This window comes from Chitinibacter sp. ZOR0017 (assembly GCF_000799095.1).
Classification (GTDB): domain Bacteria; phylum Pseudomonadota; class Gammaproteobacteria; order Burkholderiales; family Chitinibacteraceae; genus Chitinibacter; species Chitinibacter tainanensis.
In genome coordinates, this window is the sequence record NZ_JTLG01000021.1 from 126,477 (window position 1) to 140,856 (window position 14,380).

Consider the following 14,380-nt stretch of genomic DNA (forward strand, 5'->3'; position numbering starts at 1 on the left):
TTCTCGGCAAACTCAAGCAAAGACTTGCCCAATTAAAAACCCCGCCGAAGCGGGGTTTTTAATTATTCAGATATACCCTATGCAGTATGCAGTGATGGTGCAAGCTGCGCGGGCTTTCCAAAGAAATACCCCTGCGCATAATCCACCCCAATCGCGGCCAGCTCTTGCAGGATAGCCTCGTTTTCTACGAATTCGGCGATCGTTTTACAGCCCAGGCTGTGGGCAATGTCGTTCACGGCAATCACCATTTGCCGGCTGACTTTATCATGCGCAATATCCGTCACCAGTGAGCCATCAATCTTCAGGTAATCCACCGGTAGCGATTTCAGATAATTAAACGAAGAGAAGCCGCTGCCGAAATCATCAAGTGCAAATTTGCAACCACGGGTGCGCAAGGTTTCGATAAAGATCGACGACTCTTTGAGATTGGCAATCGCTGCCGTCTCGGTAATCTCAAAACAGATCAGATACGGCGGCACCTGTGCCTGATCCAATTGCGCCAGAATAAAGGCCAGCGTTTGCTTGGTGAGCGATTTGCCCGAAAGATTAATCGCAATATGCGGCAAATCTTCATTGCGACTTTGGCAATCGGCTAGATAGCGGATACTGTTTTCCACCACCCAACGATCCACTTGCGCCATCATGTCATAACGCTCGGCGGCCGGAATAAATGCCCCAGGCGCAATCACCCGCCCCTGCTGATCAATCATCCGCAACAATACTTCCAGATGATGTGCGGACTGATCGAGCTGATTCATCGGCATGATGGCCTGATAGTAAAGCAGGAAGCGATTTTGCTCGAAGGCCTCTTTTAGTGTGGCCAAGAGCTGGATTTCATTGTGCCGCTCTTGCAGGCTACCATCTTCGTGGCTGTACCAACTGAGCTGATTCCGCCCGGCATCTTTCGCGGCAAAACAGGCCACATCGGCCTGGCTCATGGCCTCTTGCGGGCTGGCGCATTCTTCATCCAACTGCACCAAGCCAATACTTACCGTGACGCCATGCGGGCGATCCTGCCAGACAAAACGAAATTGCATCAGCGCATGCAGAATCCGCTCGGCCAGGAGTTCAGCCTCTTCGCGCGTTGCCGAATTCAAAAGTACGCCAAATTCATCGCCACCTAAACGCCCCAGTAACGAGCGCCCCGGCAGCATCAAACCTTGCAATAGCGCAGTGACATTTTTCAGCAGCTCATCCCCAGCCAAATGGCCGCAGGTGTCGTTAACTACTTTGAATTGATCCAGATCCAGCAGCATCAAGTATTGCTGGGTTTGCCCCTTCAGCGCCGCCTCATGCGCACGCGCCAATGCCGCTTCAAACCCGCGCCGATTGGTTAGGCCTGTTAGGTAATCATGTTCGGCCTGATAGGCAAGTTTCTCGGTCAGGGCTTGCGATTCGGTCACATCGTGCAACACTAGCACCAGCCCAACCACCTGACCGTCCTGATCGGAGATCGGCGCCACGGCATATTCCACATGTAACTGATGACCATCGCGATTAAGTAGCGTCGCTTTCAGGCCATTTTGCGGCTTGAGTTTGTCGCGCGCCGCCAGGAGCACGCGATACAAATCGTCGGGAGTAAGGTCGCCCCCTAAACAGAGGATATCGGCAACATAACGTTCACGAGCATCTTGACTAGACCAGCCGCACAGTGATTCGGCCGCAGGGTTAATCAGCTTGATTCTAAATTCGCTATCGGTGGTGATGATGGCGTCGGTGATCGAAATCAGCGTCACTTCCGCCAGCTCTTTTTCAACATACAGTGCCCGCTGCGCCAATTCCCGCTCTTCGTGCCCGCTGCGAATATTGCGGCGCATTTCATTGATTGCATCAACCAGCGTCTGCATTTCATCCGGCTTCGCGTGGCTGCGGAGGATTTTTAAGGGCTCGGATAAATGTTGATAATTAAAGCGCCGAGTGTAATCAGCGATCTGGCTTAAATGCCGCGCGATTAAACGATGATATAGAAATAAAAAGAAGATCGCTGCACAGCCCATGCCAATCCCTTGCAAGATGAGCAAGCGGATAAACTGGGCGTATAGACGGCTTTCCAGCTCATTCAAAGTGCTGCTCAGCTGCAATTCACCAAGCACCACCTCTTTATTATTCAACGGGTGCTGGTACACCACAGGGAATTTGGCCGTTACCACATTGTGCTTGAGATCCTGCGACTCCCCCGCGACATACTGCTGACCATCACTTTCGACCAACACGACATGCTTCACCACGCGGGTTTGCAGTAGCGAATCAAGCTGGCCACGAATTGCCTCAGTATTCACGAGCCATAGATTGGAGGCTAATTGCGGCGTTACGCTTCGCCCCAAGGTCTGCAGATCGGATTGGGTCTGCGCCAGGCTGCGATCATATTCGAGCTTGAGCAAGAAAAGTGTCATCGCAACGGTTACCACCAACCCCGAGGCAAACACCGCAATAATCAGGTGCCAGGCTAAACGGTTTGCGGTGTAAAAACGGCCGATGCGGTGGAAAAATTGAGAAAACACCTAAGTGGACACCTGATTAATTCATTTGAAACATCGTGCTGGATTCAGAATAAACGCAGCTTTGTAAGGAAACAAGTCTGATCGTCAGCGCAACCGCGATAAAGCGACATCTCACCAACATTGCAAGTCTTTACGCCACTAGCCGACAGCTAACACGAGCGCAACGAAAGCTATGTGCCGCACGGCCTGCATTCGCGCGCAATCGGTAATTGTACCGCAGCAGCGCAAAAAAAGTGTTGTAAATCAATGATGCACATTCTATATACCCCTTGCGGGTATCAGGTATAGCCACTAAGATACCCCTATGGGTACTTCCTCGCACACATCAGCCAGCAATCATTCCCTGCAGATACCTATCGAGGGAATGAGTTGTGCTGCCTGTGCGCAGCGTTTGGAAAAACAACTCAATCGGCTGGACGGCGTTGCCGCGCAGGTGAACTTCGCCACCGAGACCGCCAGCATTAGCACCGACCCAGCGCAGTGGCCTGCTGTGCTGGCGCAAATCAGCGCCAGTGGCTTTCAGGCCCGCATGCAGACAATTCAGTTCAAGATTGGCGGCATGAGCTGCGCGGCCTGCGCGACGCGGCTGGAAAAAGTACTGAATAAAAAGCCGCTCATGAGCGCGACAGTTAATTTCGCGAGCGAATCCGCAATCCTCACTACGCCGCAAGGGCTGTATAGCATTAGCCAGCTACAAAACTGGATTAGTCAAGCAGGGTTTACTGCTAACACGGCACAAACTGAACCCACACGAAGCAGCATCACAACACGCGCCCCACTCCCACTGATCTTGGCTTTGCTTTGTGCTGTGCCGTTCTGGCTGGACATGGTGCTGATGCTTGCCGGTGTGCATACGCTAGCCATACCAGCATGGTCGCAGCTGATCTTAGCCACATTGGTTCAAACCATCGCCGGTAGGCGTTTTTATCGCGGCGCCTGGCAGGCGTTGCGTGGCGGCGCGGCGAATATGGATGTGCTGGTGGCTCTCGGCACCACGGCAGCTTGGGGGCTGAGTGTTTGGCATCTTTTTGCGCACAACCCAGCCTTGTATTTTGAAGCCAGCGTCACGGTAATTGCGCTGGTCTGGCTGGGTAAATGGCTGGAAGAGCGGGCCAAGCGCCAAACCGGGGCCGCAATCCGTGCTTTGCTCACGCTGCAACCGACTACCGCCCGCGTGCTACGCGCTGAACAATGGCAAGAGTTACCGATCGCCGTATTGCAGCTCAACGATATCGTGCAAGTGCGGGCCGGTGAAACCATCCCGATTGATGGCGAACTGCTGCTTGGCACGCTCAGCGTGGAAGAAGCCATGCTGACTGGCGAAGCGCAACTACAAGAAAAAACCAGTGGCGACAACGTATATGCCGGCACGCGCAATCAGCTTGGTAGCGCGCAAATCCGTGTTACCGCACTGGGGGTCGACACACAGCTCAATCAGATTATTCAATTGGTGCAAGCCGCCCAAGGCAGTAAAGCGCCGATTCAGCAGCTGGCTGATCGCGTTTCGGCTTGGTTTGTACCGGCGATTTTGCTAATTGCCACACTCACTTTGCTTGGCAATCTATATTTCCTGCCCGCAGCCGACGCCGCCATCTTGCGCGCGGTCGCCGTGCTGGTGATTGCCTGCCCTTGCGCACTCGGCTTAGCAACACCGACTGCGGTGATGGTCGGGCTGGGCCTGGGGGCGCAGCGCGGTATTCTATTTCGCGATGCCAGCGCCCTCGAAACCACCAGCCAGCTCAATACCCTATTGGTGGATAAAACCGGCACCCTGACGACCGGTGAGCCTCGCCTGCAAGAGCTGGTCGTGCTGGATACTAACTACAGCGCCGCCGAACTGCAGCGCCTGGCCGCTAGCCTGGAACAACACAGCCAGCACCCGCTGGCGCGCGCTATTTTGGCGGATCTGCCCGCCATGGCGTTGTGGCCGGTCAGCAACTTGCAGCAGGAAGCTGGCGCGGGTTTAAGCGGCACAGTAAATGGGCTGCAAATTCAAGTGGGCAAGCCTGAGTGGGCGTTTGCTGGCCAGCATATCGATACCTACCAGTCGTATCTAGCCAGCGGCTTTACGCTAGTTGGCATTGCGATCAATACCCACCCTGCCGGCCTGATTTTATTGCAAGACACTTTACGCGCTAGCACCCCCGAAGCCGTGCAGACGCTGCGGGCGCACGGGGTGGCCTTGGAAATCTGGAGTGGCGATCAACCCGCCGCGGTGGCGGCCATCGCGCAGCAACTCAATATCACGGCCGCGCATGGGCGTAGCACCCCGGCCGACAAACACGCCGCTGTCACCCGTCTGCAAGCCAGCGGGCAGCGCGTGGGGATGGTCGGCGATGGGATTAATGATGCGCCCGCCCTCGCCGCTGCCGACGTCAGCTTTGCCATGCAGTCCGGCGCCAGCGTGGCATTGGAAACCGCCGATATCACGCTGATGCACAATGATTTACGTCAGATCAGTAGCGCCATCGTGCTCTCGCAAGCCACCTTGCGCAAGATCCGGCAAAACCTGTTTTTTGCTTTTATTTACAACATTCTGGGCATTCCGCTGGCGGCCTTGGGTTGGCTCAACCCGATGCTGGCCGGCGCAGCAATGGCGCTGTCATCACTATCCGTGATTGGCAACGCCTTGCTGCTGAAACGAATGCGCTGGTGAGGAATCAAGATGAGTACGCACAGCAGTATTGAAATCAACATTGCGGGCATGAGTTGCGGCGGCTGTAGCGCAGCGGTCACGCGTGCATTGGAAGCCGTTGCGGGGGTGATTTCAACCACCGTGACCTTAAACCCCGGCAAGGCACACATCGTGTTCGATGCCACGCAAACCAGCCGCGCGGCGCTGGAAACCACCATAGAGGAAGCTGGATATGACATCATCCCTGAAGCAAGAGCGTGAAAACAAAGATCAACTGATCAAACGCCTGAACCGCATTGTCGGTCAGGTGTCTGGCATTACCCGCATGATCGAAGAAGATCGCACCAGCAGCGAAGTGCTGAATCAAGTGGCTGCCGCACGCTCTGCGCTGGATGCCCTGGCCCTGATTCTGCTTGAGCAACAAACTCAAGACTGCATCGCCCAAGCGCTGAAAGCCGGCAAAGCCGACGCTGCAGTGGCGGATCTCTTGCAAGTGATTAAGAAAGTACGTGGCTAAGCCCTGATGCCGCATCCAGCAAAAAACCACGCCGCGGCGTGGTTTTTTCTGGCTATGACTAGCGCCACACCAATACGTATATAGCGCTAAGCCAATATTAATAAGATCTAGAGCAACATACCCAGACAGGTATTGCAGCAGGCATTACAGCGGCTGCAGATTCAGTTTTTTAAACAGCGCCTTATCGCCTTCCACATCCGGGTTACCGGTGGTCAGCAGTTTGTCGCCGTAGAAAATCGAATTCGCTCCCGCCAAGAAACACAGCGCCTGCATTTGCTCAGGCATTTGCTGACGGCCGGCCGAGAGGCGCACATAGGTTTTTGGCATGATAATCCGCGCCACGGCAATCGTGCGCACGAACTCGGTCCAATCGACTTTTTCCGAGCCATCAAGCGGCGTGCCATCAATCTGCACCAGATTATTGATCGGCACCGAATCCGGTTGCGGATCAAGATTGGCCAGCTGGGTGAGCAGCCCCACCCGATCCAGCCGTGTTTCACCCAGGCCAACAATCCCGCCGGTGCAGACATTCAGCCCGGCTTGGCGCGCTTTACCGAGGGTATCGAGCCGATCGGCGTAGCTATGGGTGCTGACGATATCGCTGTATTTTTCTTCCGAGGTATCGAGATTGTGGTTGTAGTAATCCAGCCCCGCGTCTTTAAGCTGCTCGGCCTGCCCTTCTTTGAGCATGCCGAAAGTGGCACAGGTTTCTAGCCCCAGCGCCTTTACACCGGCAATCATTTTCTTTACTTCATCCAGATCGCGGTTTTTCGGGCCGCGCCACGCCGCGCCCATACAGAAGCGTGAGGCGCCGTTTTCTTTGGCCACCGCAGCTACGGCAATGACTTCGTCGGCGTCCATCAGCTTTTGCGCTTCCAGACCGGTGTCATAGCGCTTGGATTGCGAGCAATAGCCACAGTCTTCCGAACAGCCGCCGGTTTTGACCGACAAGAGTGTCGAGAGCTGCACTTTATTGGCATCAAAATTGGCGCGATGCACTTGCTGCGCTTGAAACAGCAAATCATTAAACGGCAGGGCAAACAGCTCGGCCACCGCTTCCCGGCTCCACAAAGCTTGTTCTGGATGCGGGGTATGGCGCTTGAATTCGATGGTTTGACATTGGCTCATGCGGTGGCAATTCCTGTTTGGTTCTAAGCTTGAAGCTGGATTGTCCGAATGAGCGCTGGCATTGTCAAATTTATTCACACATTTTTTGAACAACTTTATCCCGCAACAATGTTTGCTCTGCCGCAGCCTGCACCTGGGGCCAGCGCACGCCTGCTGCCCGGCTTGCCAAGTGCAGCTGCCGCGCTGGGAGCAAACCAGCAGCTGCCCGCGCTGCGCCCGCCCCGCCACGACAGGCGAATTATGCGGCCAGTGCCAGCGCCATCCGCCCGCCTTTACGCGCAGCTATGCCTTGTATCTCTATAACTCACCCATCAAAGAGTTGATTCAGGCCGCGAAATTTGCCGGGCAGTGGCAACATCTGCGGAGCCTACTGCCACTCAGCATCCCCGCGTGGCAGCACGAGCTGAGTGGCATCGATGCCCTAATCCCGCTACCACTACACCCACAGCGTTTGCGCGAACGCGGCTTTAATCAGGCTATGGAGCTGACCCTCGGGCTGGCCAGCCAGCTGCACCTCCCCATTCACGCCCACGCCCTTAGCCGCCAGCGCGATACCGAGCATCAAGCCCGTTTGAGCGCGCGGGCGCGCTGGAAAAACGTCCGCCGTGCTTTTGCGGCGCATGGTGATCTAACCGGGCAACGCGTGCTGCTCATTGATGATGTAATGACCAGTGGCGCCAGCCTGCATGAGGCCAGCCGCACGCTACTGGCTGCGGGGGCCAGCGAGGTGTGGACTTTGGTGCTGAGCCGCACGCCCGAGGGCTTATCGCGCAAGCCATAAACTCAATCACGTATGCCTAATCAAAACTCAGCGTGTATTTCACATCCACCGAGCTATCATCCACGCCGATTCGCGAAACGATCGACCAATTTCGCGAAAGCTGCAGGGTGAAATTCACCGCATCGCTCAGGCCATTAAAGCTTTTTTCCAGCCCGACTTTCAGATTGCGGGTAAGGCGCTTGCTCACCGTCACAATCTGCGTGGTTGTGCCATCGCTTTCTTCTTTGGATTTGTAGCCCACTTCATCAATCCCAAAGTTCCCCAGCAGGTCATCGGTGAGCGATGAGCCAGCCCCGCCATTGCTGGCCATGGCATTCAGCAATTGCAACACCAGCGCGCCATCGGATTTCTCCATACTCTCGGTGCCATGCCCGAACAGCAACCAGGCGATTTTTTCCGCATCGGGTACATTGGGCTCGGAATATAGCGATACGCGCGGCGAATTGGCCGTGCCGCGCACTTCCACCCCCGCTTCTACGGCCTGATCACGGCGAATGGCCAAGATATCCAAAGTTGGGTTATCCAAAGGCCCATTAAAGGACAGAATACCGCGCTCAATCGCCAGCTTTTGCCCGTAGGCTTTGTACTCACCGCCTTCGGTGTTGATGGTGCCGACGGCTTTGAGGGTTTGTTTGGCGTCGGCCCGCACCCTGATCTTGCCTTGCAGGCGGGTATCGAGCCCGGCGCCACGGAACATAAACTGCTCGCCCAGATCGAAATCCACCTGCAGCGAAAACGGCGTCACTTCGGCGCGCTGCCGCTCGGCTTTGCGCCCTTTGATCACCACATCCGCGCCCAATTTTGGCGCATCCCCCGCCATTTGCGGCAAGCCTACATCGGCCTCATCCGCACGGAACTGGCCGGTAATATCCATGATATTGTCTTTGAAATTCAGTGCGCCGTTGCCGGATAACACCAAGAACAAATCACTTCGGCTCATGGCCGTAAAGCGGCTCGCGGTCAGCTTAAGCCCGCCATTGGCTTTACCACCCCGAAAATCCACTGCACCGCTGCCGGTGAGGCTGCCTTTGCCGCCCTTAAAATTAAAGGCGTTTACTTTTACCTGCTGGCCCACGAGGCCTAATTCAATCACCCCATCACTGAGTTTGGCGCCGCTGGCCGGGTCGTCAAAAGCCAGGCCATCTGCCCGCGCTACCCCGTCGAGCACCGGCAGAGTCAGCGTACCACTGCGATGCACATCCAGCCGCGCCTTACCCTGCAGCTTGGCCCCGCCAAGGAAAGGATTGAACACACTCAGATCAGGTAGCTGGCCATTCAGGCGTACATCCAAAGGCGCGTGCTGGGCTAGGCGGCCGGCTTCCAGATCCAGCTGGGCCTGCGTGCTGGCACTGATGCTGCCAAAGCGCTGGGTCTGGATTTGCAGCTGGCCATTCAGGCGATTCATCTGCAGATTGCCATTCAGTTGCAGATTTTGCAGCGTCAGCGGCAGGCGCTGGCCATTTTCTTCCAGCCAGGCCAGATCACCGGCTTGCCGGGCCAAATTGAATTGCCCATTTAAGACCCCGCTGTAGTGCAGCTGCCACTGGCCAGCCAAAATGAGATCGGTGCGTGGGTTATTGAGCCTGGCCAGCTGCAGCCATTCGGCCAACACCCCTTTTTGCAGCTGCCCACTACTGTCCAATGCACCGTTTTGCCATTGGGTTTGCTGCAGGCCAAGCAGACTTTGCCCCACTTGCAAATTCGCGGCCCCCAGATTCACCCGCTGCGCGCTTAGCTGCAAACTCGGGCTATTGGTCAGCTTAAAGGGCAAGCCAAATTGCCCACTAAGGCGATCGAGTACGCCCTGCCATTGCTGATTTTGCAGCCCGCCATGAGCGGCCAGCTGCAGATTGATGGCTTGCGCGCCATGTTGGCCGCTGGCACTGAGATTGAGCTGATGCTGCTGCAACACACCTTGTAGCGTGAGCGCCACCTGTTGAATGCGCGTTTCGCCCAGCTGCAAACCGCTTAGATTCAGCTGCCCATTCACCGGACTATTGTTTTGCATGCTGGTACTCAGTTGCAGCCGCGCTTGCTCTAGCTGCAGCCCTGCCACTTGCACGCCTTGCGCCTGCAAATTGGCATCTAATTGCGGCTGGGCAAAGCGCCCGCGCAGCTGGCCTTGCCCGCTGGCTTTGCCGGCGAGGCCAAAGCCAACTTGCGCCAGATTGGGTAGCTCCAGCCGCCAATCAAGTTCATCACCTGCCGCGCCTAGCGCGCCTTGGGCGTTAAGGCGATTGCTGCCGAGGCTAAGCCAGAAATCACTTTGCGTGAGGCGCTCAGGCGTGAGTTTAAGCACGCCGTTGCCCGCCAAAGCCTGGCCATTAAACACACTCTCGGCTAATTGATATTGCAAATCCAGCTGGGGTTTAGGCTGCAAAGCGCCTTTTAATTTGGCCTGCAGGCCAATACGCCCCGCGGGTATCCCCTGCAGCCATTCGGCGGGATTCCAGCTGCGGGCTGCGAGCTCCAGTTGAAAATCATTCGGGGCATTGAGGTTGAACTCGCCCTTGGCCGCTAGCTGGCTGGCGCCGTGGCGCACTTCAGCCTGCCGGATCGCCAGCCGCCGCTGGGTTTCGGGCTTGATCCAGCCTAAATCAAGTTGCAGCGCCACTTGACGGCTGCTGTCTTCAATTTGCCCCTGCACACCGGGGCTGAGCCATGGCCCCAGCAATTTGAGCTGCCCTTGTAGCGCAGTTTTGGGTTGGGAGCTCCACAGCGCCTGGGCATCCAGCTGTTTCACCTGCAGCTTGAGCGCCATTTTGCCCTGCTCAACTTCACCTTGCGCCAGGAGATGGCCTTTGCCCGGCACATTCAGCGCCAGCTCTTGCACCCGCAAGCGCTCACCCTGCACCTGCAGTTGAGCTAGCAGACGCTCGAGCGGTAAGCGCTGCTGATCCAGCGCGCCGGGTTGGCGATTATGCACTTCAATTTTCGCCTCAACGCCAGTGGGCGTAGGCTTAAAATTCGCTTGTAACAGTAAATCGGCCTGCGGTGCTGCCGGCACCCATGCGGCCGGATTAAACCCCGCCAGCTGCACATCACCATGGCGTACCATTTGATAGGCATAGGGCGCAAAGGCATCGATTTGCACATTGCCCTGTGCACTGACTTTGGCGTGTTTGAGCTGCAACTTAAGCTGCAAATCGCGCAGCGGCCCGCTCAGCTGGCCTTGGGCGCTAAATGCCTGCTCTTCCACCACCCCGGCAAATTGCACACTGCCGCCGCTATAAAACGGTGCTTTGCCTTCGATACTCAGCTTCGCGTTCACTTGCCCTTGCGGCAATTGCAACTGGCTTAGGGTCAGCCGGTGAAAGCGGCCATTACTGGACACACTGGCGGCCAGATCGCGCAGGACCACGCCATCGACATCCAGTTTGACAATCCGCAACTGGTCCAGATGAATACCCAAAGGCAAGGTTAAATCAGTGGGCGGTGGCGACGGTGGCGCTTGCGGTGGCTTGGGGGCGGTCTGTATTGTCAGCTGCCCGAGCGATACCCTAGGCAGGCTTAGGTCGCGCACCAGCAATAGATATGGCTCCCAGGACAATACCCCGTAGTCCAGCTCCAGTTTTAAATCGGCCGTTTTCACTTTGAGCTGTTTGATGGTGATTTCTGACCAGAATGAGCCTTCGATACTCTGCACCTGCGCCACATCACTGTGGTTGATCAGATCCACCAGCCAGTAACGGCCACGCGCCGAATCCACCCAGCTTAAGGCCAGCGCTGCCAGCAAGCTTAAGAGCCCGAAGGACAGCAGCGTGCTCCACACTAGCGCCCGCAGTACGCGGCGCACCAAGCCATAGCGAGGCTTCAGCGCTGGCTGCGGCGGAGTTGCTGCATCGGCCCCTGATAGCTCAGGCTGATTTAACTGCGGCTCAGGCGTGCTCAAAACACCAACCCCATGGCAAAGTGAAAGCGGATCTGCTGCAGGTCAACGCCATACGCCAAATCAAAGCCAATTTGCCCCACCGGGCTATTCCAGCGCCCACCGACGCCGACCCCGGTCACCGTCTCAAGGTTATGCCAGGCCTCGCCGGCCCCGCCATGATCGACAAACAGCGCGGCTTTCCAGTTTTTGACAATCGGGTGCTGATATTCGACCGAGGCCGTGGCCAGAACCTGACCGCCAATCACCGAGCCATTGCTCTTCACTCCCAACGATTGATAGTCATAACCGCGGACACTGCCCGAGCCGCCGGCACGAAACAGCCAATCCGAGGTAATGCCTTCGGGCGATTTAGTAAAGGTCTCACCCAGCGCACCTTGCAAAATCACCTGCCCATCCTGGCCTATCCGGTGGTAATACGCCCCGCGGCCGTACAGCCGTAAAAAGGTCGCATCACTGAGTAAATACGCCGACGCACCGCCAATCTCGAGCTGAGCCAAATAACCATTGCGCGGGTTGCGACGGTTATCCAGTTTGCGCTGGGTCCAGATGTGATTGAGGGTCAGGGTTTGCGGACGCTCTTCGCTGCCATCATTAAAGCGGCGATTTTCAATCTGATATTGCAGATCAAAAGTGCGCTCGATTTCTTCGCCCTTTTTCAGCCGGGAAACACCGGTTTTATACAGTTGCGAATCCAACCCCTGTAGATCCTGATGCAGATAGCTCAGCCACACCCGATGTTCCCAATCACTGCGGCTTTGCGGCAAGGTGACCGATTGCTCAAACGCTTGCTCACGCTGCTCTAGCCGGATACGGCTATCCGCTACCCAGCCACGATTGAATAAATTCAAATAGCGGTAGGCCAGCTCTGATTTCAGCAAGGTATTGGTGCTGTAACCCACACTGCCATTCACTCGATGCAGCGGTACTTCTTGCACATCAATGCGAATCGGCGCGGTGTAGGGCTCTTCACCGCTGAGCTCGACATCGACCAAGGCGGTAGCAAATTGCGGCAGATTTTGTAGCTCGGTTTGTAACTCCAGCAACTCGCTGCGGCTATAGGGGGTACCTGCCGGGATCTTCACCCGATCGTGGATCAAAAACTCAGGGTAACGCGACAGGCCATGGATGGTGTATGGGCCAAAGACATAGGCCGGGCCACTATCGAGCACCAATTGATAGCTGGCCTCAGCGGTGACCGGGTCGATGCTGGCTTCACTGCTCAGCAGGCTGGCGGCAGGAAAATCCCGATTTTGCAAAATCTGCAGGCTGCGCTTTTTGTATTCATCCCAGCTGCTTTGGCTAAAGGGCTGGTTTTCCAGATTTTGCCCACGGCGGCCAAGGCGCTCGTTCACGCGGGCCAGCTTTTCCAGATCATGGTTAATCTCGCCCTGTAGATCAACAGAGGTATGTTTCACCAGCGTTTGCGGGCCGGGCGTTACTCGCAGATACACTACAGGGGTATTTTGCTCTTGGCGTAATTCGCTTTCGATGGTCGGGGCAAAGTAGCCGGCAGTGGCTAGCAATTCGGTCGCGGCCGCCGGCAAGCCACTGACTTCACGCGCAAGTAGCTCAGGGGTCAGGCGGTTTTTCTTTTGCCACTGAAATAAATTCAGATATTGCAGCACATCGCTGACTTCACCGGGGGCTTCCAGCTGGATTTTGTAGTGCAATGAGCTTTCCTGCGCACACACCGGGGCGCACAGTAGCACGGCAGTCCAGGGAACGATCCAGCGCAAATCAGCCACTCCTTTGCAAAAGGGCAACTCTACCAAAATCCCCGCCCGGCGGCAGCCAACACGGAAAAAATGGGCAAAAAAAACCCGATTCGTGCGGGGGCACGGAATCGGGCACAGGAGGATGGAGTCGATTGCGCAACCTAAGTCACGCGGGTACTACTTACTGCTACAACACACACACTACAAAACACTCGGCCAAAGCGGCGAGTCGGGCTCTTAGCGAGGCAGGGTCAGCTGCCAACCGTAAGATTTAACCAGCAGTTGCTGGAAAGACTCGACAGTTTTGGAAAATTTAATCAGCGAACGCATGATACTTCTCCTTGTCTAGTGGCCCTTCACCGCGAAGAACCGCTTGCTCATTCGATGAGTGAACTTTATCAAAACTACGAAATCAGTGCAAGTATTTTTGTAGCTTTACTACGTACAGATTTGTAACAACAACCAACAAAAACTACAAACAACCCCTATCAACCCCTGTTTTTTAAGAACTATTTTGTAATAATGACAAATAGGTGAAAATTCACAGCGTAGCTAAACTACGTAAAAACCCTGATTAGCGCGCTAACAATTTCTGCTTCAGGCTCTCTTGCACGGGTTTATTGCCCAGCCAGATCGTGAGTAAATCGCGCGCAAATTCATCTCCGGCAATCACCCCCAGTAATTTGCCGCGAAACTGCACCCGTACGCCTTCGCCTGGCAGTAGATCAAGCTGAATCACATCCCCGATTTTGGCTTCTTTGGCCGAGAGCAGTAGTTTTTCCAGCTCGGCAATCCGCGCCGCATGGGCGGTGTATTGCACGGCGCTCAGATTGTCTTTCAGCCCTTCGCTCAGCGCCTCGGCCAAGGTTTTACCATCCACATCGCGCAGCATATTCAGCTGCAAGCGCCGCGGCTGGCGCAAGGCCAGCACCGCCGCGGGGTCATTGAGTTTGGCCGGGGTATAAAGCGCCGCCACATACACCTCGAACATCAGTTTTTTACGCACCCCGGCGCCATTGAGCTGCAGGCTTTTGCCCGCCAGCTCCACCTGATCGGGCAAGATAATCCCGGCCACTTCAGCCGCCCACAGTGGCTGCATCGCGCAAGCCAGCAAGACCGTTAGAATTTGTTTTTTCATGGCTTTACTCCAGCGACAAAAAAGCCCACCAAGGCGGGCTCAGATTGATGACAAACCCCACTCGCGAAGCGAG

Annotated in this window: 9 protein-coding genes; 4 read left to right on the forward strand and 5 right to left on the reverse strand. The window is 55.9% G+C overall.

Annotated features, from left to right (window positions below):
* Positions 1-77 precede the first annotated feature (77 nt).
* Positions 78-2,501 carry an EAL domain-containing protein gene (locus tag L991_RS07605; RefSeq protein ID WP_081986577.1) on the reverse strand — a complete coding sequence of 808 codons (2,424 nt, stop codon included), beginning with the start codon at positions 2,499-2,501 and terminating at the stop codon, positions 78-80.
* A gap of 364 nt (positions 2,502-2,865) precedes the next feature.
* Here L991_RS07605 and L991_RS07610 point away from each other — a divergent pair, with 364 nt between their 5' ends.
* The 3 genes from L991_RS07610 to L991_RS07620 are packed head-to-tail and all read left to right on the forward strand — an operon-like array spanning position 2,866 to position 5,653.
* Positions 2,866-5,157, forward strand: a complete 2,292-nt coding sequence (locus tag L991_RS07610) for a heavy metal translocating P-type ATPase (RefSeq protein WP_052190718.1) — start codon at positions 2,866-2,868, stop codon at positions 5,155-5,157.
* 9 nt (positions 5,158-5,166) lie between these two features.
* Positions 5,167-5,397, forward strand: coding sequence for a heavy-metal-associated domain-containing protein (locus L991_RS07615; RefSeq protein WP_028448965.1), 231 nt, complete (start codon positions 5,167-5,169; stop codon positions 5,395-5,397).
* On the forward strand, positions 5,369-5,653 hold the full coding sequence (locus L991_RS07620) for a metal-sensitive transcriptional regulator (RefSeq protein ID WP_028448964.1): 285 nt from the start codon (positions 5,369-5,371) through the stop codon (positions 5,651-5,653). Before L991_RS07615 ends, L991_RS07620 begins: the two co-directional genes overlap by 29 nt.
* Before the next feature lie 144 nt (positions 5,654-5,797).
* Here the strand turns inward: L991_RS07620 and bioB are convergent, their stop codons facing one another.
* Complete coding sequence (gene bioB, locus L991_RS07625; RefSeq protein WP_047393768.1) at positions 5,798-6,781, reverse strand: biotin synthase BioB; 984 nt, start codon at positions 6,779-6,781, stop codon at positions 5,798-5,800.
* 85 nt (positions 6,782-6,866) lie between these two features.
* Here bioB and L991_RS07630 point away from each other — a divergent pair, with 85 nt between their 5' ends.
* Complete coding sequence (locus L991_RS07630; protein ID WP_255350777.1) at positions 6,867-7,562, forward strand: ComF family protein; 696 nt, start codon at positions 6,867-6,869, stop codon at positions 7,560-7,562.
* Positions 7,563-7,578: 16 nt separating this feature from the next.
* Here L991_RS07630 and L991_RS07635 read toward each other — a convergent pair whose 3' ends face one another.
* From L991_RS07635 to L991_RS07645, 3 genes are all read right to left on the reverse strand, one after another.
* Positions 7,579-11,454 (reverse strand): translocation/assembly module TamB domain-containing protein, encoded by a 3,876-nt coding sequence (locus L991_RS07635; RefSeq protein ID WP_047393772.1) that lies wholly within the window; start codon positions 11,452-11,454, stop codon positions 7,579-7,581.
* Positions 11,451-13,190 carry an autotransporter assembly complex family protein gene (locus L991_RS07640; RefSeq protein WP_197053837.1) on the reverse strand — a complete coding sequence of 580 codons (1,740 nt, stop codon included), beginning with the start codon at positions 13,188-13,190 and terminating at the stop codon, positions 11,451-11,453. Before L991_RS07640 ends, L991_RS07635 begins: the two co-directional genes overlap by 4 nt.
* 553 nt (positions 13,191-13,743) lie before the next feature.
* Positions 13,744-14,307: a chalcone isomerase family protein gene (locus L991_RS07645; RefSeq protein WP_052190720.1), complete on the reverse strand. Its 564-nt coding sequence runs from the start codon at positions 14,305-14,307 to the stop codon at positions 13,744-13,746.
* Positions 14,308-14,380: the final 73 nt, after the last annotated feature.